Below are 20,085 nucleotides of genomic sequence, written 5' to 3' on the forward strand. Positions count from 1 at the left end.
GTTTTGTACTTTAACCGTTTTTCTTAATACTTTTTAATCCATAATTCTTTCTTTTATAAGATAATAAGATGTGGAAAGTTACAAAGTTTGCCATAGCAGGTGGTGTTGGGTTCACTATAGACTTTTTATTTACTTGGTTCTTTAGAGAACAGATCGGATTGAATCAGTATGCGGCCAACGGTATTGGTTTTTCGATGGCTGTGCTGAATAATTTTTACCTTAATAAATTTTGGACATTTAATAATAAAAGCAGTGTGAGCTTGCAATTCGGCTATTTTATTTTTTTCAGCTTGGTGGGATTAGCTTTAAACACGTTTCTTCTATTCTGTTTTGTTCATTACTGCAAGCTCAACTTCTATCTCAGCAAGTGCCTAGCTATCGGGTTGGTATTTATATGGAATTTTTTGGTAAATAATTTCATAACATTCAAAGATCAATAGACTTTTAAATAGTGTCAATGATGCATATATATCAGCGTGGATCGACTAATCTGGAAGAAAAAGCCTACTATATTGTAATATGGATTATCGCATTTATAAGCATTTTTAGTTTATTTGGAGGTGTGATGGAACCGGATGGAGCGCTTTATGCATCCATTGCCAAAAATATGCTTCTTTATAATGATTGGTTGAATTTATATGTTAGGGGACAGGATTGGCTCGATAAACCACATCTTACTTTTTGGCTAGCTGCCAGCTCTTTTAAACTGCTGGGAATAAGTGGATTTGCTTATAAGCTTCCTTCTTTGCTCTTCGGGTGGCTTGGTTCTTATTACCTATATTTACTGGGGTCAAAACTTTATAAGAGAAGGATTGCCCTAATTGCAGTCGTTATGTTCATGACCGCCTTTCACGTTGTCATATCAAATTTTGATGTAAGAGCAGAGATTTACTTAACTACGTTTACCTTAGCGGCAGTTTTTCATTATTACATAGCTTATCGCTCGTTATCTTATCATGTCATTCCCGGTTCGTTCTTTTTGGCTTGCGGTATTATGGTAAAGGGCATTTTTGTAATCATTCCTGTTTTATCAGGTTTTATATGTTATTGGATAATTACCAAACAATATCGAGAATTCATCAAACTAAAATGGTGGCTCGCGCTTCTTTTAGTTGGCATTTTCATCCTACCCGAACTATACGCGCTGTACATTCAATTCGACATGCATCCTGAGAAAGTGATCTTTAATCAACAAAATGTTTCAGGTATCCGCTTTTTCTTTTGGGATAGTCAGTTTGGACGGTTTTTTAATACAGGGCCTATAAAAGGGAAGGGGGATGTCAGTTTTTTTCTCCATACTACTTTATGGGCCTTTTTACCTTGGAGCGTGATCTTTTATATAGCGGTGTTTAATAAGCTGAAGAAGCGGTCAATTATAGGAAAAAAGAAAGCGACTACTTTAATAATTAACAGCAATGCGCTCGTAGCTTTTCTTCTTTTTTCTTTTTCTGAGTTTCAATTGCCGCATTATATCATTATTGTTTTTCCTCATTTCGCACTCTTTACTGCTTCTTATTTATCTTCCTTGAAGCACAAGAAACTGAAAGCAATTTCTATCGTACAACAGGTCATTTTTGTCTTAGTATTAGTGCTTTTAATCATGATTGCATTCGTGTTCGACGTGCCATTTAAGTTCTTATTTGTTGTTTTAGCTCTGCTTACCGGAACGATTGCCTATATCCTGTTTTTTCGGGTTAGTGTACGGAACTTAGTTTGTCTAAGTGCCGTGTCAGCGGTCATCTTTATGCTATTTGCTTATGCTTTTTTTTATCCAACTTTATTGCGTTATCAGGCGGGTATGGTCGCTGGTAGATGGTTGCAAAATCATCATCCAAATGGGCCAGTGAAAAGTTACCTTGGACATCGCTTTTCCTTCGATTTTTATGCACCTACTAAAGTGGAATATGTAGACGATATTTCCCAGCTTAAATCGAAAAGCGACAATAAGCAAATCGTTTTTCTTCCTACTACTAATGTACCCGATTTGACATCAAAATACCAGGTTAAGATACTCAAGAATTTCAGCGATTATCATATCACGAAATTGAAATGGGGTTTTCTCAATCACAAAACAAGGGAAAAGACGTTAACGAGCTTTTCCTTGGTGGAACTTCGCAAGATTCAGTAAGTTTGCTTTATGGATACCAATATGTTTGTAGAATTGACTGTTGTAAATGGCAATTATCCTTGGGACCTGCTAATGCTGGCAGATCCAAGTAAGTCAGCAATTGAAAAGTATCTATACGACAGCGATTGTTATATTGCCCGGTGTAATGAAGTTGTCATAGGTGTAGCGGTCATAAAATCACAAGATTTGGAAGTTTATGAACTTATGAATATAGCAGTTTTTCCTGCGTACCAAAATAGGGGATATGGGAGCCAAATTTTAAACTCGCTTATAGAAATTTTAAAAAATAAGCAGGCCAATGTATTGGAAGTAGGGACAGGGTCTTTTGGATATCAACTGAAATTCTATCAAAAATTTGGTTTTAGGGTAGACCAAATTAAAACAAACTTTTTCTTAGATAACTATAGTGAACCAATTTTTGAAGATGGGCTACAACATAAGGATATGTTAATACTGCGTTTAACGCTATAAAGGATGCCTACAATAGCGTAGGCATCCTTTATCTAAACAACCTTATCAATTGCTGCGGCCAATTTTCGATCTTTTTCAGTTATAACATTTCCTTGATCATGTGTTGAAAGCCAAATTTCAACTTTATTCCATTCGTTGGTCCATTTCGGATGATGGTTGGACGATTCTGCAAGCAAAGCTACCTTTGTCATAAAAGCAAAGGCATCCGAAAAGTCTTTAAACTCAAATCGTTTATATAAACTATTGTTTTCTTCTTTCCACATAATCAACGTTTTAGCAGATAAACAATCCGAATTGATGTTTTGTTTGGCTAATTACCATCCACCACCTAAAGATCGATATAGCTCTACCATCGCAACTAATTGAGCCTTTTTTATTTGTGCTAGTTCAAGTTCGCTTTGTAGCACATTACTTTGAGCGGTAATAACCTCAAGATAGTTTGCCATGCCTGTATTGAATAATAAATCTGCATTGTGAATGGCGCTTTGTAGTTTATTAGTACGATTCAAGGCAATGGATTGCTTTTCTTGCAGCTTGTTGAGTGCAATCAGTGCATCGGAAACTTCTCCTACTGCGGTAATCACTGATTGTCTAAACTGGATAACGCTTTTCTCATGATTAATAGCGGCCAACTCGTAATTTGTTTTTAGCTGTCGCCGTTGTAAGATTGGTTGCGCAATTCCACCGGCAACTGTTCCAAAAACAGATGCTGGAATATTAAACCAGTTACTCGCTTTAAAGGAGTTAACACCCGCTTGTGCACTAATCGTTAACGAGGGATACATACTTGCTCTTGCATACCGTTGGTTGGCACGTGCGGCCATAACGGCCAATTCTGCTTGCTTCACATCTGGCCGTCTACTTAGCAATAGGGAAGGGACGCCGGTATTGATTTTTTCCGGAATTCGGATATCGTCCAAGGTACTTTGCGTAGCTATACCTTCCGGTAGTTTACCACTTAAAATGCTCAGCGCGTTTTCCTGTATATTAATCTGTTGTTCAAAATCGGGAATCAATGACGCTGCCGCTAAGCGCTGTGCTTCTGCCTGTTCTAAGCCTAAAAGCGTAATCTCGCCTACATCGTATTGCTGTTTGATAATATTTAAGGTACTATCGTTCAAGGCAAGATTTTGCCGTGCAATTTTTAATTGTTCCTGCAACATAAGCAAGTTATAATAGCCCTGTGCTACATAAGAAACAATTTGTGTTTGAACCGCTTTTTTCGCCTCCTCTGTTTGCAGATAAGATGCAAGGGCTTCCGCTTTTTGGTTCTTTATTTTGCCCCATATATCAGCTTCCCATGAGAGTGCTAGCGTCGCATTATAATCCTCTATATGGTTAGTTTTCAGAAACTGATTCAAGCTGACGCCATTTAAGCTGTTGTTAGATGGATTGGTACTGTTGGCACCCACCTGTAGATTAACATTCGGTATATATCCAGCTTTTGCTTGCTTCAACGTAGCCTGCGCGGCATCGATATTTTTTATGGCCAACTGCAAGTCCATATTGTGGGCGATAGCCGTATCAATTAACGTCTGCAAAGTCACATCATTAAAAAAATCACGCCATGGAATGAAAGCTATACTGGTTGAATCATCCGATAGCACTTCGGCATTTCGGAAGTTGGCAGGGACGGGGGCTTCGGTTTGAATGGCCTTGTCCGTTGTTTTGCAGGCGAAGAAGAATGCCTGCAAAACAAGAATTATAAGGAGATTTGATTTACTGTTCATTGTTTAGAATATTGTTATCCTTTATGATTATTAACTTAAAGGAATGGTATCGGCTACTGCTTCCTTATTCTGCTGATCATTCGAGTCACGTGGTATGACGCTTGGCTTGCCCGATACTCGCTCTTGCAAAGCTTGGAAGACAATGAAGAGGACGGGAATAATAAAGAGTCCCAAGATAACGCCTGACAACATCCCGCCGGCCGCGCCAATACTGATTGAGTGATTTCCCTGAGCTGAAGGCCCATTCGCACTCATCATCGGTATCATACCGACTACGAAGGCTAGCGAGGTCATGATAATAGGCCTCAACCTTAATTGAGCAGCTTCTAAAGCTGCCTGGCCGATTGGTTTACCTGTTTTACGGCCTTGTACGGCGAACTCCACAATCAATATGGCGTTTTTGGCCAATAAACCGATAAGCATTACCAAAGCTACCTGTACATAAATATTGTTAGCGATACCAGTCATACCAATCGCTGCAAATACACCAAAAATACCTGTAGGAATCGATAAAATAACAGCTAGAGGAAGGATATAACTTTCATATTGGGCGGCAAGTAAGAAATATACAAACACCAAACATAAAAGGAAAATAATGGTAGACTGTCCTCCGGATGTTATTTCCTCTTTGGTCATCCCTGAAAACTCATAGGAAAAACCGGAAGGAAGATACTGTTTAGCCACTTCTTCTACTGCTCTAATAGCATCACCGGAACTGAAGCCGGGATTCGGCATAGCATTAATACCGATGGAATTAAATAAGTTGTAACGAGAAGCAGTTTCCGGTCCGTATACCCTGTTCAATTTAACCAAGGTATTAATCGGCACCATTTCACCCATTCTGTTCTTTACAAAAATTCCGTCCATAGATGAAGGTTCTGCTCTTTCAGTTTTATCGGCCTGAACCATAACACGGTAATATTTTCCAAATCGATTGAAGTCGGATGCCTGTGAGCTTCCGAAATAGGCCTGCATGGTTTGCAAGATATCTCGCGTGCTCACGCTTAACTGTTCGGCCTTTACATCGTCCACTTGCAGTTCATATTGTGGGTAATCGGCGCGGAAAGTAGTAAAGGCAACCATGATTTCCGGACGTTTCATCAACTCTCCGATAAAGGTTTGTCCTACTTGACCGAATTTGTCTAATTTGCCTCCTGTCCGGTCTTGTAGTACCATGTCCAAACCGTCAACATTACTGAAACCGGGAACGGTAGGAAAAGTAAATACGAAGAAGTTAGCACCTTTTATAGCAGCTAATTTTTGACTAACTACGCCCATAATGTCATTGATATCCTTTACTTCTCCGCGCTCTTCATGGGGCTTTAACAAAATAAAAGCAACTCCTGAAGACGGACTTGTTGCTTGGGTTAAGATATTAAATCCTGAAATGATATTAAGCGTCTTTGTAAAGGGTGTATTTTGCAAGTGCTGCTCAGCTTCTTTCAAAGCATTTGTAGTACGTTCTAAAGAAGCACCTACAGGCATAGAAAGGGAGATGGCTATAAATCCTTGATCTTCTGAAGGTATAAATCCTGTAGGTGTTCTTCTAATCATGAAAATGGTTACTACCAAAAGCGCTGCTAAACCCGCCATACTGAACCATTTATAACGCACCAAAAAACGTAAACTACCAACGTAATTTTTCGTTAGTCTGTCAAAGCTAGTATTGAAGCCTACAAAGAATTTATCTTTGAAGCTTAGTTGTTGTTTCTTCTCTCCGTGATGAGGTGTATCCTTCAAGAAAAGCGCACATAAAGCAGGGCTAAGTGTTAAGGCATTAATTGCGGATAGCACGATAGCAATCGCTAATGTGAAGGCAAATTGCCTATAGAATACGCCGGTTGACCCCTCCATAAAACCAATAGGTAAAAATACCGCAGACATTACTAATGTAATCGATATGATGGCTCCCGTAATCTCACTCATCGCGGAGGTGGTGGCTATTTTGGGTGGTAAATGCTGGTGCTCCATTTTTGCATGGACAGCTTCTACCACTACAATCGCATCATCCACCACAATCCCGATTGCAAGCACCAGCGCAAAGAGTGTCAGTAGATTAATGGAGAAGCCGAATAACTGCATGAAGAAGAACGTTCCGATAATAGCTACCGGTACTGCAATAGCAGGAATAAGCGTCGATCTAAAATCCTGTAAGAAGATAAAAACCACTAAGAACACCAAAACAAACGCTTCGATCAGTGTATGTTTCACCTGATCGATGGATTGATCCAATGAATCCTTTGTGTTGTACAGTACCAAATACTTCACGCCTTTAGGAAAATCTTTTGCCGCTTTCTCCATAAATTCTTGAATGGCGATCTGTATTTCGTTGGCATTAGAGCCTGCCAATTGCATCACACCGATATTGAGGCCTGCTTTTCCGTTAATACGTGTATGGCTGGCATAAGTATATGCACCTAGTTCAATTCGTGCTACATCTTTAAGTCTGAGCACAGAACCATCTGCATTAGCGCGTATAATGATATTCTCATAATCGCTAGGTTGATTGAGCTTACCTTTATATTTTATAACGAATTCAAAGGCTTCGCTGCTACTTTCACCAAATTTTCCCGGTGCAGCTTCCACGTTCTTATCCTGTATAGCAGCCATCACTTCAGCGGGCGTCAGCTTGTAACTGGCCATTTGATTTGGATTCAGCCAAACACGCATCGAATAATCTTTACTACCACCGAATACTAAGGCCTGACCTACGCCAGGTATACGTTTTAATTCCGGGATAATATTGATCTGCGCATAGTTCGTCATAAACGTTTGGTCATAGGTCCCTTCATCCTCTGTATAAAGGTCTAACACCATGATTAAACTGTTCTGCTGCTTCGCCGTGGTAATACCTGCTTGAACAACTTCAGCCGGTAATTGACTGGTGGCCTGTGCAACCCTGTTTTGAACATTGACGGCTGCTTGATCCGGATCAGTACCTAGTTTAAAATATACGGTAATCATTAACGATCCGTCATTGCTGGCAGTTGAGCTCATGTAGCTCATATTTTCGACACCATTGATCGATTCTTCCAACGAAGGGGCCACTGCCCGAAGAACTGTTTCGGCATTGGCGCCGGGATAAAGGGCCGTTACCTGTACGGCAGGTGGAGCAATATCGGGAAACTGTTGCAAAGGGAGTTTCACAATCCCGATTATTCCAAGAATTACGAGTAGTATGGATATAACCGTAGCTAATACCGGTCTTTCAATAAATCTCTTTAACATGATTATTTGTTATATGCTGTTAACTTAAGACTGTCTGCACTCAATTTCTGAGGGGCGATCACTTGTCCCTCCTGTAATAAGTCCATGCCTTTGTATACAATGTTTTGGCCGTTTTTAAGGCCGCTTTTTACGAGATAGTTGGCACCGCTCTTACCTACCACCTGAATGGCCTGTTTGTTCACTTTGTTACTATCGTTCACGGTGTAGACGAAAATTTTATCCTGCATTTCCAAGGTCGCCATTTGTGGCACCAGCAATACTTTGGAATGCTGTTTACCTAATCGAATTTTACCGGTATTTCCTGAACGAAGTAATCCTTCTTTATTTGGGAAGGTCGCCCTTAAGGTAATAGCTCCCGTGTTTTTATCGAACTGGCCGTCTACCATATCGATTTTTCCTGGCTGCCCATAGGCTGTCTGATCAGATAATACAAGGGTTACAGGAGGCAAGTTCTTTATCTTTTCTTCCAATGTAACACCTTCGAAATTGTTTTTAAAGTCTACAAAATCGTTCTCGCCTAAAGCGAAATATACATGAAGCTCGTGGATATCGGATAATTCAGTAAGCGCCTGTGCATCCGCCGGACTTACCAAGCTTCCTTGTTTTTTTAACAAACGTCCGATGTAACCTTCAACAGGAGCGGTAATAAGCGTATATCCCAAATTAATTTTTGCGCTTTCTACCCCGGCCTTTGCTTGCTGTAAATTGGCTTTAGCACCATTTCTGGCAGCAATGGCTGTTTTCAATTGAAAATCTGCTAATACTTTGTTGTTGACTAATCTGGTTTTTTTCTCAACCTCGAGTTCTGCATTTTCCAAAGCGGCTTCTGCGGCATGAAGATTAGCTATGGCCTGATTCAATTGTTCACGATAAGGGCGATCGTTGATCTTAAATAGCGGTTGCCCCTTCTTCACTTTTGCACCTTCATCTACATAAATCGCGTCAAGCGTTCCTTCTACTTGAGGCCGTACCTCTACGTTGACGGTTCCTTCAATAGAAGCAGGATATTCCTGAAAAACGGTCTCTTCACCAGAATTAATAGTAATTACAGGCAACGATGGAGGAGGCGGAGCCCCTTGTTGTTGCTGTCCGGAAGAACAACTATATAAAAAAATAGATGATGCTATGATGGCAAGTCTATTTACGTTATTAAATAACTTAACAACGTTAAATAACGGGTTAAAGGTTTCAAACGTCATGGTGGAAAATAGATGTTTCATTTTATTTATATATGTATAATATTTACAAATGTCCGGAGAGTGCTTTCTCCTTTTTAACAGTGTTAAATGATTTACGATTGTTATTTAATGAGTAAAAAAATTAATCGACTAACGATCGGGTTATGCCATATATGGCATCTTTAAGAACTTGTTGATTTGTTTCTTCTCCATTTCCTTTATTTACCATATTAATAGAAATCAAACCATGTATAATAGACCAATAGGTAAAATATTTTCTGCAAACCATGTCGTCATCAGGTTGTTTCGCTTTCATGATCTCTTTGATAACATCACTGATGAGAACCGCATGTGAGTCGAAACATCGAAACGTCTTTTCCATTTCGCAACATTGGGTTCCAACCCCGTACATAAGCTGATAAAGCTCTTTCTCCTCAAAAGCAAAATCCCAGTATGTTAGCCACATGGCTTCAATCTGTTTCTCTAAGTCAACTTCTTGATCCCTTGCTTCTCTTACCCTTTTTGCTAACATAAAATACCCTCTACCGGCAAGTTCTGTTAAGATAGCTTCTTTATTAGCAAAATATTCATATATCATTGGGGCTGTATACTCTATTATATCAGCGATTTTACGCATACTCAACGCTTGCCATCCTTCTTCTTTAACTATTTGGAGCGATGCGTCAAGAATTTTTACTCTATTTTCATCTTTCAACCGCTGAATACGCTCTTTACTTCCCATATCTTAACCCCCTAAAGTTATTTAACAGTGTTAGGCAAACTTCGATATTATTTGTGAATTTTAATGACATGAAATTGTCATTAATTATAACGTGTTGATTTGTAGAGTATTTTAGCATATTTTTATAATATTAAACGAACAATTTTTACAAATCGTTTTTGATAGCGATTGTCAAGTAGTGTTTCCGTTACACAACGTATCTTGCCTGAAGAGGCATGAATAAAACGTAGAGGTTCCCCTTTATCGGATATGACAATACCTATGTGACCTATTGACTTTACCTTTGGATTAGTACCTCTAAATAAAATGACATCACCGGCTTGCGCTTCAGTGAGTGGTACTTGTCTTCCCTTGCTGTTAAAAGCAGCTGAGCTACGAGGAACAAGAAAGTGGAAATTACTAAAAACATAATTGACAAAACCTGAACAATCAAAACCTTTTTGTGGGCTGCTACCGCCAAATCTATAAGGCACGCCCAAAAACTGTTTGGCAAAAGCTACGATAGCTGCGGGTGTTATTTCTTGGCGTGTGGTGTAAAAGGAGTAGACCGATTGTTTTTTATCACCTCGCCTTGCTTCAGAAGGAAGGCACAAAGAGAAACTTAGCAATATGGTTAGACAAAGAGGCTTGTTCATAATAACTAGCTAAATTGTAGCCTGTCATAAAAAACCTGTCTGTTATTTGTCAACACGTGCTGTATTTCTTCGCTAGTTCCCATAAAAGGTCCTGAACCTTGAATTTTGATTGTCGACATAGCCGCAGCAAATTTTCCGGATTCTTCCAACGTGCCTCCCTTAATTTTCTTGGATAAATAACCGGCCATATAGGTGTCTCCACATCCGGTAGCATCCGTTACTTGAGAAGGAACATATGCAGGAATGGTATAAAATGTATTTTCTTTGTAAAGAACCGATCCCAAACTGCCTAAGGTAATAACCACCTCTTTTACACCATGGTCGGCCAAAATTTTTGTGCCACTATAGATATCTGAGGTACCTGTAAGCGCTTCCATTTCAAATTCATTGGCTTTTAAAATATCTATGTATGGAAGAGCTTCTTTCTTATCACGCCAGTCGGCATAGTAAACTTGGTAATTTCTTACGATGCGCAGATAACCCTGAACGTCCAAGGAAACCATTCCCTTTTTTGAAAGAAATTTGATGACTTCTACAGGGATATCATTCGTTAGTAAGGGGCCTAAGTGGAAAATCTTAGCCTCTACATCTACTAAGTGCTCAACCGTGAATGGATCGGCCTCCTGTAAGACTCGTTGCGTACGATGATCCTGATTTTCATTGTATATATTTTCAAAGTAAACAGTCTTTTTCGTCGGAACGGTTTTTATCGACAAACCTTTGTCTTGTAGCGCATCGACGATATACTTCTCTGAATCAGCCACGGCAGTAACCAATGAAAAGGCAATATCCATGTTCCTAATGGCATTTGAAAAGTAAAAGGAAGTTCCTCCTGGCATATTTTTGGCAGCATTGCTCGTAACAACCTTGTCTAAAGTAATATGCCCTATACAACAAATATCAAACATGTTTACACTCAAATTATTCGTATGGAATAGCATTCGACAAATTCCAAATGCTGACAAAGGTAATTATTCGCTAAAATAATCAGCTATTTTTTTGGTAAATAAGTTGACACGTAAATACAGCGGATGGGTGTAGCCATAAACGAACGACCGATTTCCGGTTTGTTTATTGGAAAAAAAACATTAGTTTCGTCCTAGATAAAGCCAAGGTTATAAACCATTTTGATGGTCTTCCTTAAATCCAAGCCTAACGAATCAAATTTGATGGAAGCAAAAAGTGACATGCAGCTGCTTGTTGGGATTCGAAATCGGAATTCAACGGCATTTGACGAATTGTTCCATAAGTATTACAAACTACTTTGTGGCTATGCTTATTTGTACCTGAAGGAAGAAGAGGAGTCGAAGGATATTGTACAGAATTTATTTATAGAACTATGGGAAAAGAAGCGTTTTGATAAGCTTAATGGCGATGTTAAAAGCTATCTCTATCGTGCAGTACATAATAGGTGTTTGAACTATTTACGGAATACAAAAACAAGAGCTCGAAAACAATCAGACTATGAGAAACTGAGTGAAGATAATTACCAGATGCAAGATAAGGAAATGTTCGAGCAGATTTATAAAAAATTGGAAGCTAATCTGAACGACTTACCAAGGCAAAGAAAAGAGGCCATCAGCTTGGTTTATTTGCACGATAAGAAATACCAAGATGTTGCCGAAACAATGGGAATAAGTATTAATTCGTTGAAAACTCATTTAAAAATCGGCTTAAAAAATTTGCGTGAAAAACTAAAAAAAACTACTAAATATTAACCTGAATTTGTTTTATCCGTGTATTAGTAAAAAATGGTAAGCGAAGAATATATACGAAGGCTCTATGTGGAGAAAACAATGGGAGTAATCAGTGATGATGACGACCGTTGGTTACAGGAGGAGCTATTGCAACATCCGGAGAGCCTGGAATTATGGAAAAAGCTAGAAAATGATTTGGATACGAATGGCCTGAGGCTATTTACGGATAAAATAGATATTTCGAAAGACTTAGCTACAGTAAGAAGTCATTTAAGTGAGCAATCAATCTCGATTTCAAAAAGAAGAAGGTTGTCGTATGCCGCGACTGCCATTTTACTGCTGGCTGGTGGTATTTTTTTCTCTTTATATCTAGTTAATAAGGACAAGATGGATGCCGCTTTGTTAGTAAATGGCGGACAACAGAAAGCGGACACGAATCAGGTACAGTTATTGGTGGGCGACCAAGAAGAAGTGGTAACGTTGGATGATGGTCACACCATCTTGAATGTAGCTGGGCAACAAGTGCGGAAAGAAGGCGAAATGTTGATTTACAATAAAGATATCGCAGGCAGTAAAACAAATACTTTAGTGGTACCACCAACAAAAGACTATAAACTTGTACTGGCTGATGGTACAAAAGTTTGGCTAAATTCTTCATCCGAGTTAAAGTTTCCAATGACGTTCTCCGGAAATTCCAGGGAAGTCTATTTAAAAGGTGAGGCTTACTTCGAAATCGCCGAAAAGGCCGATCAGCCGTTTATTGTGCATACAGATAAAGCAAAGGTGAATGTGTTGGGCACCAAATTCAATTTAAATGCCTATGCTGAAGATCATGTCATAACGGCTCTTCTCCAGGGTAAAGTGCAAATGGAAAGCCCAAATGGTACTAGTTTATTACTTTCTCCCGGACTGAGCGGACGCTATAGTAAGAAGAGCGGTTTTTCACAGGAAAAATTTGATCCCCTTACTGTACTGAGTTGGAAAGAAGGTGTTTATTATTTTCATGGAACCACCTTGTTGGAAATCAGTGAAATGATCAATCGTTGGTTTGATTTGCCGGTAAATTTTGAGAATGGTGAACTGAAACATATTCGTATTAGTGGTTTACTTGATAAGAAAGATCTAAAGGGCTTTTTGCATGATTTGAATACGACAGCGGGTGTGCGTGCTATGGTAATAGATGGTACCTTACATTTTAGACTTTAAACAATAGGCTTTACGCGATAAGCAGTAGGATAGATTACTTTATTACATTCAACTACTTCGCTACTTAATGATCTCCGATGAGAAACGGGAGTTTGTTAATAGAGAATAGCTCTTATTTTCTGATCACTATTCCTACTGCCTATTCCCCATTAACACAAAAAATTAATTTTCTTTCACCCATTTTAAAATGCTTGGTGTGTTTATAGTGAATTAGCTAAAAACCATTATAGACATCAAACCATGTATCAAAAGAAAAATCAATTTAACCGATTTTGTCGATCTATAGCAAAAGGCTTGTTGATTGCAGGCCTGCTATTTCAGATGGAACTATTTGCGACTCCTTTATTGGCTCAATACAGGGTAAGCATTAAAAAGGAGAGCATCAGTCTAACCGATCTCTTTAACACGATCAGAAAACAGACGGGTTTAACCGTATTTTACAGTGAGGAAGTACTCAACGACAAAGAACGAGTATCGGTTAATTTTAACAATCTACCATTAGATGCGGTGTTAGAGAACCTTTTTAAAGACAGAGGAATTCAATATGAGATCAGAAGGAATAAGGTGATTGTATTGGAAAAGCAAAGTTCAGCAAATGGGCTTATGGCCACTTCCAAACAAGAACAGAATACCGTAAAAGGAAAAGTGCTTGATGAAAAAGGACAAGCTTTACCAGGTGTTTCTGTCCGAACAAAAGGTAGCCCGTCGACAGGTACTTCTACGGATAGTGATGGCAACTTTGTGATCAGCGCTGCTTCGAACGCGACCCTGATTTTTTCGTATACGGGTTACGCCACACAGGAAATCAACGTCGCCGGTAAATCAACTATACGGGTTACCATGACACCGCGAGAGGCAGCTTTGGATGAGGTAGTGGTAGTCGGATATGGCACTGTTCGTAAAGGCGATTTAACCGGATCCGTTTCATCGGTAAAGTCAGAAGACATTACCGCCTTACCGTCAACCAATGCCATGCAAAGCTTAACAGGAAGAAGTGCAGGTGTGCAAGTAGTGCAAAGTTCAGGAGCACCTGGTGCCAGTATGAATATACGCATCCGTGGAGGCAATTCCTTATTGGGTAGTAATGAACCGCTTTACGTGGTGGACGGTTTTGCACTTTCAGGTAGTCCTACTATTCTTGATCCATCGGATATTGAATCGATGGAAGTATTGAAAGATGCGTCTGCAACGGCCATTTATGGTTCTCGAGGAGCAAATGGGGTGGTTATTATTACAACTAAAAGTGGAAAGAGAGATGTTAATCAGGTTACACTCAACAGTTATGTCGGATTTCAAAATGTGGTAAAAAAAATAGACCTTTTAAATGCCCGACAGTTTGCCGAAATCGCTAACGAACGGGCCCGTAATGATAATGCTGCTCCATATTTTACACAAGAGCAAATCAATAGTTTTGGTGAAGGGACCGATTGGCAGGATGCCATCTTTCGTACGGCTCCAATTCAAAATCACAGTCTCAATATCGCGGGCGGAAATGATAGGACCCGCTATTCAGTATCGGGAAGTTATTTCGGTCAGGATGGTATTGTTATCAACTCAGGATATAAAAGAGGGTCGCTGCGTTCCAATTTAGAGCAGGAGGTGTCTGACAAATTTAAAGTAAACTTAAGTACCATATTGAGTCGTACCATTAACAATGCCATCACAAATGATAATCAATCAAGAGGGTCCGGAGTAGTTTCCGCTGCTTTGGTCGCGCCACCTACTGTGCCTGTTTATGACGAAAATGGCAATTATTCCAACGTGGTGCCTTATTCATTTAGCTCTAATGCGGCGGAGAATCCGGTAGCTTTAGCCAAAGAACGCGTAGACAGAACAACGGGAAGCGGCGTGTTAGCCAATCTCGGGCTACAATATACCTTTATGGAAGGGTTGACACTAAAAGTTTCTGCTGGTGTAGATTATGCCAATTCCAAAAGAGACTATTACTCTTCCCGCTTAATCAGGTCAACACCGGCAGGTAATGCTTCTACCAATTATTTCACAAGGACAAACTTCTTAAATGAGAATATTTTGAATTATGCAAAGACATTTAACGATCATTCCTTGGATTTAATGGCGGGTGTTACTTATCAATCAGAGGTGGCAAGTACGAACTCATCGGGAGCTAGTGGCTTTATTTCCGATATATTGCAAAATAATAACCTTGGATCAGGAACAGTCATTGCTACCCCAACATCCGGTATTGACGAATGGAAGTTGATTTCCGGTTTATTTCGGGCAAATTATGTTTATAAAAATAAGTATCTTTTAACTGCGAGTATAAGGGCAGACGGATCCTCTCGTTTTGGGGCCGGTAGTCAATGGGGTTATTTTCCTTCAGCGGCTTTTGGATGGCGATTGAAAGAAGAGGAATTTCTTAGCGATGTCAACAGTATTTCCAACTTAAAACTACGGGCCAGCTGGGGACAGTCGGGAAATACCGCAATCTCTCCCTATGGCTCGTTGAATGTGCTTTCCGGTTTTAATATTATTCTTGGAGATGCGTTGAACACAGGCTTTGCACCAGGAAATACCCGGCCGAATCCGGACTTAAAATGGGAAACTACCACACAAAGTAATATTGGCTTTGATTTGGGCTTATTTGACGAGCGTTTGCGCCTAACGGTTGATTACTATATAAAAAACACAAAAGACTTGTTAGCCAACGTCCCACAAGCAACCTCCACGGGTTATCAAAATCAAATGCAAAACATTGGTCGTATTCGAAACAAGGGTCTTGAATTCGAGTTGGGAGGCGATATATCCCGAGGAACCTTTAAATGGGACGCCTCTGTTAATTTTTCAGCTAATCGAAATAAGGTAATCGAACTAGCTAATCATGCGGATGTATTTGGATCCGGTTTATCTATTCCACTTAGTATTAGTCCCAATCTTATCCGGGAAGGTTATCCGGTGGGTGTTTTTTATGGGTTCTTGGAAGATGGCTTGAATGAACAGGGGCGTATACAATATAAGGACTTGGATGGCAATGGTGTAATTAACAATGAGGATAGAACAATCCTAGGCGATCCCAATCCCGATTTTATTTTTGGCTTCAATAACAACCTAAGCTATAAAAATTTTTCATTGAATATCTTTATTCAGGGAGTGCAAGGAGCCGATTTGTTCAACTTTAATCTGTCAAACCAGGCCAATTCTTTCAATTTCGGAGAAAACCAGATCGCGGATATATTAAATCGCTGGACACCTGAAAATCCAAATCCAAATGCACCATATCCAGCTATTAGCGTTGGTTCCAGCTTCCGGGAGTCAAACCGCTTTATAGAAGATGGTTCCTTTATTCGGTTTAAAAATATCCGGTTGGCTTATGATGTCCCGTTGAAAAGTAGCAAGATTAAATCTTTACAATTATATGTAAGCGGACAAAACTTAATTACCATCACCGACTATTCCTGGTATGATCCCGAAGTAAGTAGCCGAACAGCTAATTCGCCCACTACATTGGGTATAGACCAAACCAGTTACCCTGTGGCAAAAACCTATACCATGGGGGTGAAAGTAAGTTTTTAAATAACAAAATATTAAGGTTCCAACAAAAATTATGGAAAAAATGAAAAAGCTCTTATATATATTTTCGATCATTTTATTTGCTGCCTGCAGTAAAACTTTGGAAGAAGTTCCGATAGATCGACTTTCAGAAGAAAATTTTTATCAGACGGCCCAAGATGCTGAAACTGCCGTTAATGCAATTTATGCGCCATTTCGAGAATTGGGCTATTATGGAGGCTTTTATATGTTACTAACCGAAGCTTGCTCGGATTACGCGAACGGAAGAGGTTCTTTTGGACCTGTCAGTGAGTACAATGGTTTGGACGGTGCCAATATCGGTCGTGCAGAGACTATTTGGCGATTTGCTTATCAATCCATCTTAAGAGCAAATATTGTATTGGAAAGAGTGCCGGCTATTAATATGGATGAAAACAAGAAAAATCAGATACTGGCAGAAGCGCGATTCCTTCGGGCCTTGGCTTATTTTGATTTAGTTAGGAATTGGGGCGGGGTACCGTTAAGGCAATCTTCCAATGACCCAACAGATCTGCCTCGGAGTACCGAACAAGAAGTCTACGACTTCATTATAGCAGATTTAAATACAGGAATTGCGAATCTGCCTGCTGTAGCAACAATTCCTGGAAGACCGACCGTAGGGGCGGCAAAAACGCTGTTGGCCTATGTCTATTTAACGTTAGCGAATTGGGAACAGGCACGTAACCTTGCTAAGGAAGTAATGGATGAGGGAACATACCAATTGGTACCGGTTTCTACAGTCAACGACTTTGAAAAAGTTTTCGGTGCTGATGTAGTAACGAGTGCTGAAGACATCTTTTCTTTCAAATACTCTTCTTCCGGAGGCCTGGGTTTCCAATACCTCGTGTATATACATGGTGAGAACACACTTTACGCGCCATTTGGTTTCCGCACCATCTATGCGCGCGAAACCTTTCCGCTGATTGCCAATTGGTCGGATCGTGATTTGCGAAAAGAATTTAACCTGTATGATTCGTATATTCACCGATCAACAGGAGCATTAGTCCAGTTGCCTGGCAATGAGCCCTATCAGTTTAGAAAGTTTAAGGACTTAGCTTCGGTGGCCGTTGACGCTAGTGCAAACGATATGCCCGTGCTACGCTATGCCGATGTACTATTAATTTATGCCGAAGCCGCAAATCAATTGGAGGGAGGTCCCTCTGCTGAAGCTTATGAAGCGTTGAATAAAGTTAAAAGACGTGCGTATGGGGTAGACGTCAATACACCCAATCCGCAGGTTGATTGGGCAGGATTAAATCAACAATCTTTCCGCGATGCTGTTTTTCAGGAAAGGGCATATGAATTTATGGTAGAAGGCAAGCGATGGAACGACTTAAAACGATTGGGTAGAGACCAGGTTCGTGCAGTAATCCAATCGGCAAAAGGAAAAGCGGTTAGCGACAGCCACTTTTTATGGCCAATTCCTAAAGTGGAAATGGATAATAATAATGCCCTAAATCCGAGTGACCAAAATCCCGGTTATTGATAGTAATAAATTATATGAAAATGATAAGAAATAGAAGTTCTTACTACCTCTTGGTATTGCTGATTGCTTGCATTCAATTGCAGGCGCAAGCTAAGGATTATGATATTTGCATTTACGGCGGCACTTCTGCCGGTGTCATCGCAGCCTACACAGCAGCTAAAGCCGGGAAATCGGTGGTGCTCGTTGAACCGGGAACGCGACTGGGGGGAATGAGTTCCGGTGGTTTAGGTTATACCGATATCGGTAATAAATATGTTGTAAAAGGTTTAGCGCTCGATTTTTATCGCAAGATCGGACAACACTATGGGAAATTCGAGCAGTGGATTTTTGAACCCAAAGTAGCTGATAGTATTTTTAGGGATTACATGCGAAAGGCTTCAATTGACATTGTTTACGAGCACGTTTTATCAGCGGTCGAAAAGAAAGGAACCCATATCGCGCAAATTTTGGTAGCACCAATAAAAGGCACTGATGGTCAGGAGCGCGCTATAAGCGCCCATGTGTTTATTGATTGTTCCTACGAAGGTGATTTAATGGCAAAATCCGGAGTTTCTTATCATGTAGGTCGAGAAGATAACCAGGTTTATGGCGAAACGCTTAATGGAGTACAGCTGATGGACGGCCATCAGTTTCCCGATGGGATTGATCCTTATCAAATTCCCGGTGATAAAAGTAGTGGACTCCTGTGGGGAATCAATGACGAAGTATTAAAAGCGAATGGAACCGGTGATAGAAAAGTACAAGCCTATAATTTTCGAATTTGTTTAACTAACAATCCTGCCAATCGGATAACCATTGAAAAACCACGTAATTATGATCCCAAACGATATGAATTATTGAAAAGGTGGAAAGAGAAATATCCTTGGAAGTCTTTAAATGACGTATTTATTTGGAGTAGAATGCCTAATAACAAAACCGATATAAATAATCGGAACGGTTTTTCTACAGACATGATCGGGATGAATTGGGATTATCCGGAAGCCGATTACGCGAGACGGCAGGAAATCATTCAGGCCCATGAAGATTATACCAAAGGGCTTCTGTATTTTGTCGGGCATGACCCATCGGTTCCTGAATTCATTCGGAATGAAATGCTAGCTTGGGGCTATCCGAAAGACGAGTATACGGAGCACGGGAACTGGAGTCCGCAACTTTATATACGGGAAGCAAGAAGAATGATCGGTGAAGTAGTGATGACACAACATCACTGCCAGGGGAGGGAGGTGGTAAAGGATGATATCGGCTATGCGGCTTACACGATGGATTCTCATAACTGTGATCGACTGGTGGTTAATGGTATGGTTAAAAACGAGGGAAATGTAGAAGTAGGTGGTTTTCCCCCCTTCCCAATTTCCTATCGCTCAATTGTTCCGAAAAAGACAGAAGTATCTAACCTCCTGGTACCTGTTTGCCTTTCTGCTAGCCATATCGCCTACGGGTCCATCCGAATGGAACCTGTTTTTATGGTACTAAGTCAGTCAGCCGCTTTTGCCGCCTGCTTGGCAATCGACGGAAAAAAAGCTATACAGGACGTTTCTGCTCACGAAATAAAGGCCTTATGGAAGAATAATCCTAAGGGTGATGGCCGTAAACCGGACATCTGGATCAATAGCATGGAGCGGAAAGATGTGCAGCTAACCGGCAAATGGGAAGAGGAAAAGCGAGGTGGTTTTGGATCGAGCTATTTGATTTCGACGGATCATAGTCAACGAAGTACGGCTCGCTTTAAGTCTTCCGACCTTAGCCCCGGAAACTACGACATTTATACTTATTTTCCGAAAATCGAAAATTCCAGTGCACAGCTCTTGTATACCGTGTTTGATGGTAAGCAAAAAACAGCGAAAACACTGAATTTAGCGGATATCAAAATTGAAGGACAGACTTCCGGCGAGTGGGTTTGGCTGGGTAATTATTCAATAAAAAACAGCGAAGCCAGCTACGTGGAGATCAGCAATGAAAAAGCCAGTGGAAAAATAGCAGCCAATAGTGTCCTGTTTGTTCCAAAGGAATAAATTTAGTCTTTGGCGGGCAGTATGAT

At 40.2% G+C, this 20,085-nt stretch carries 15 protein-coding genes; 8 read left to right on the plus strand and 7 right to left on the minus strand.

Annotated features, from left to right (window positions below; genetic code table 11):
• Nucleotides 1–68 precede the first annotated feature (68 nt).
• Genes ACH11B_RS15415 through ACH11B_RS15425 form a run of 3 tightly spaced genes read left to right on the plus strand, consistent with a single transcriptional unit; the run spans nucleotide 69 to nucleotide 2,599 of the window.
• Nucleotides 69–440 (plus strand): GtrA family protein, encoded by a 372-nt coding sequence (locus ACH11B_RS15415; RefSeq protein ID WP_013666090.1) that lies wholly within the window; start codon nucleotides 69–71, stop codon nucleotides 438–440.
• A 17-nt stretch (nucleotides 441–457) separates the two neighbouring features.
• Nucleotides 458–2,128 (plus strand): ArnT family glycosyltransferase, encoded by a 1,671-nt coding sequence (locus ACH11B_RS15420; protein WP_377609681.1) that lies wholly within the window; start codon nucleotides 458–460, stop codon nucleotides 2,126–2,128.
• A gap of 9 nt (nucleotides 2,129–2,137) precedes the next feature.
• A complete protein-coding gene (locus ACH11B_RS15425) occupies nucleotides 2,138–2,599 on the plus strand; it encodes a GNAT family N-acetyltransferase (RefSeq protein ID WP_013666092.1) in 462 nt (153 codons plus the stop codon).
• A 32-nt stretch (nucleotides 2,600–2,631) separates the two neighbouring features.
• On the opposite strand, the gene ACH11B_RS15430 is transcribed toward ACH11B_RS15425, so the two are convergent.
• From ACH11B_RS15430 to ACH11B_RS15460, 7 genes are all read right to left on the minus strand, one after another.
• Nucleotides 2,632–2,862, minus strand: coding sequence for a 4a-hydroxytetrahydrobiopterin dehydratase (locus ACH11B_RS15430; protein WP_130857610.1), 231 nt, complete (start codon nucleotides 2,860–2,862; stop codon nucleotides 2,632–2,634).
• Nucleotides 2,863–2,913: 51 nt separating this feature from the next.
• Nucleotides 2,914–4,329, minus strand: coding sequence for an efflux transporter outer membrane subunit (locus ACH11B_RS15435; RefSeq protein WP_377609678.1), 1,416 nt, complete (start codon nucleotides 4,327–4,329; stop codon nucleotides 2,914–2,916).
• Nucleotides 4,330–4,359: 30 nt separating this feature from the next.
• Nucleotides 4,360–7,557: an efflux RND transporter permease subunit gene (locus ACH11B_RS15440; protein WP_377609676.1), complete on the minus strand. Its 3,198-nt coding sequence runs from the start codon at nucleotides 7,555–7,557 to the stop codon at nucleotides 4,360–4,362.
• A gap of 2 nt (nucleotides 7,558–7,559) precedes the next feature.
• Nucleotides 7,560–8,777, minus strand: coding sequence for an efflux RND transporter periplasmic adaptor subunit (locus ACH11B_RS15445; protein ID WP_130857607.1), 1,218 nt, complete (start codon nucleotides 8,775–8,777; stop codon nucleotides 7,560–7,562).
• Between the two features lie 100 nt (nucleotides 8,778–8,877).
• Nucleotides 8,878–9,477, minus strand: coding sequence for a TetR/AcrR family transcriptional regulator (locus ACH11B_RS15450; RefSeq protein ID WP_013666097.1), 600 nt, complete (start codon nucleotides 9,475–9,477; stop codon nucleotides 8,878–8,880).
• Nucleotides 9,478–9,599: 122 nt separating this feature from the next.
• Nucleotides 9,600–10,112, minus strand: coding sequence for a C40 family peptidase (locus tag ACH11B_RS15455; RefSeq protein ID WP_130857605.1), 513 nt, complete (start codon nucleotides 10,110–10,112; stop codon nucleotides 9,600–9,602).
• Between the two features lie 5 nt (nucleotides 10,113–10,117).
• Complete coding sequence (locus ACH11B_RS15460) at nucleotides 10,118–11,053, minus strand: PfkB family carbohydrate kinase (RefSeq protein WP_404273976.1); 936 nt, start codon at nucleotides 11,051–11,053, stop codon at nucleotides 10,118–10,120.
• Nucleotides 11,054–11,281: 228 nt separating this feature from the next.
• Between ACH11B_RS15460 and ACH11B_RS15465 the strand changes: the two genes are divergently transcribed.
• The 5 genes from ACH11B_RS15465 to ACH11B_RS15485 all read left to right on the plus strand — a co-directional run bounded on the left by ACH11B_RS15465 (nucleotide 11,282) and on the right by ACH11B_RS15485 (nucleotide 20,059).
• Complete coding sequence (locus tag ACH11B_RS15465) at nucleotides 11,282–11,830, plus strand: RNA polymerase sigma-70 factor (RefSeq protein ID WP_377609671.1); 549 nt, start codon at nucleotides 11,282–11,284, stop codon at nucleotides 11,828–11,830.
• A gap of 33 nt (nucleotides 11,831–11,863) precedes the next feature.
• The gene (locus ACH11B_RS15470) at nucleotides 11,864–13,015 is read left to right on the plus strand and encodes a FecR family protein (protein ID WP_377609669.1); all 1,152 of its coding nucleotides are present in this window, start codon (nucleotides 11,864–11,866) and stop codon (nucleotides 13,013–13,015) included.
• 240 nt (nucleotides 13,016–13,255) lie between these two features.
• The gene (locus ACH11B_RS15475) at nucleotides 13,256–16,546 is read left to right on the plus strand and encodes a TonB-dependent receptor (protein ID WP_377609667.1); all 3,291 of its coding nucleotides are present in this window, start codon (nucleotides 13,256–13,258) and stop codon (nucleotides 16,544–16,546) included.
• A 40-nt stretch (nucleotides 16,547–16,586) separates the two neighbouring features.
• Nucleotides 16,587–18,047 (plus strand): RagB/SusD family nutrient uptake outer membrane protein, encoded by a 1,461-nt coding sequence (locus tag ACH11B_RS15480; protein WP_013666104.1) that lies wholly within the window; start codon nucleotides 16,587–16,589, stop codon nucleotides 18,045–18,047.
• Nucleotides 18,048–18,067: 20 nt separating this feature from the next.
• On the plus strand, nucleotides 18,068–20,059 hold the full coding sequence (locus ACH11B_RS15485; protein WP_377609665.1) for an FAD-dependent oxidoreductase: 1,992 nt from the start codon (nucleotides 18,068–18,070) through the stop codon (nucleotides 20,057–20,059).
• The last annotated feature ends 26 nt before the right edge of the window (nucleotides 20,060–20,085 follow it).

It is taken from the genome of Olivibacter sp. EAT-5 (assembly GCF_044784325.1).
GTDB classification, from domain to species: domain Bacteria; phylum Bacteroidota; class Bacteroidia; order Sphingobacteriales; family Sphingobacteriaceae; genus Olivibacter; species Olivibacter oleidegradans.

Coding starts and splice junctions, on each gene's coding strand:
- ACH11B_RS15415 (WP_013666090.1), top strand. CDS start 69: ATGTGGAAAGTTACAAAGTTTGCCATAGCAGGTGGTGTTGGGTTCACT.
- ACH11B_RS15420 (WP_377609681.1), top strand. CDS start 458: ATGATGCATATATATCAGCGTGGATCGACTAATCTGGAAGAAAAAGCC.
- ACH11B_RS15425 (WP_013666092.1), top strand. CDS start 2,138: ATGGATACCAATATGTTTGTAGAATTGACTGTTGTAAATGGCAATTAT.
- ACH11B_RS15430 (WP_130857610.1), bottom strand. CDS start 2,862: ATGTGGAAAGAAGAAAACAATAGTTTATATAAACGATTTGAGTTTAAA.
- ACH11B_RS15435 (WP_377609678.1), bottom strand. CDS start 4,329: ATGAACAGTAAATCAAATCTCCTTATAATTCTTGTTTTGCAGGCATTC.
- ACH11B_RS15440 (WP_377609676.1), bottom strand. CDS start 7,557: ATGTTAAAGAGATTTATTGAAAGACCGGTATTAGCTACGGTTATATCC.
- ACH11B_RS15445 (WP_130857607.1), bottom strand. CDS start 8,777: ATGAAACATCTATTTTCCACCATGACGTTTGAAACCTTTAACCCGTTA.
- ACH11B_RS15450 (WP_013666097.1), bottom strand. CDS start 9,477: ATGGGAAGTAAAGAGCGTATTCAGCGGTTGAAAGATGAAAATAGAGTA.
- ACH11B_RS15455 (WP_130857605.1), bottom strand. CDS start 10,112: ATGAACAAGCCTCTTTGTCTAACCATATTGCTAAGTTTCTCTTTGTGC.
- ACH11B_RS15460 (WP_404273976.1), bottom strand. CDS start 11,053: ATGCTATTCCATACGAATAATTTGAGTGTAAACATGTTTGATATTTGT.
- ACH11B_RS15465 (WP_377609671.1), top strand. CDS start 11,282: ATGGAAGCAAAAAGTGACATGCAGCTGCTTGTTGGGATTCGAAATCGG.
- ACH11B_RS15470 (WP_377609669.1), top strand. CDS start 11,864: ATGGTAAGCGAAGAATATATACGAAGGCTCTATGTGGAGAAAACAATG.
- ACH11B_RS15475 (WP_377609667.1), top strand. CDS start 13,256: ATGTATCAAAAGAAAAATCAATTTAACCGATTTTGTCGATCTATAGCA.
- ACH11B_RS15480 (WP_013666104.1), top strand. CDS start 16,587: ATGAAAAAGCTCTTATATATATTTTCGATCATTTTATTTGCTGCCTGC.
- ACH11B_RS15485 (WP_377609665.1), top strand. CDS start 18,068: ATGATAAGAAATAGAAGTTCTTACTACCTCTTGGTATTGCTGATTGCT.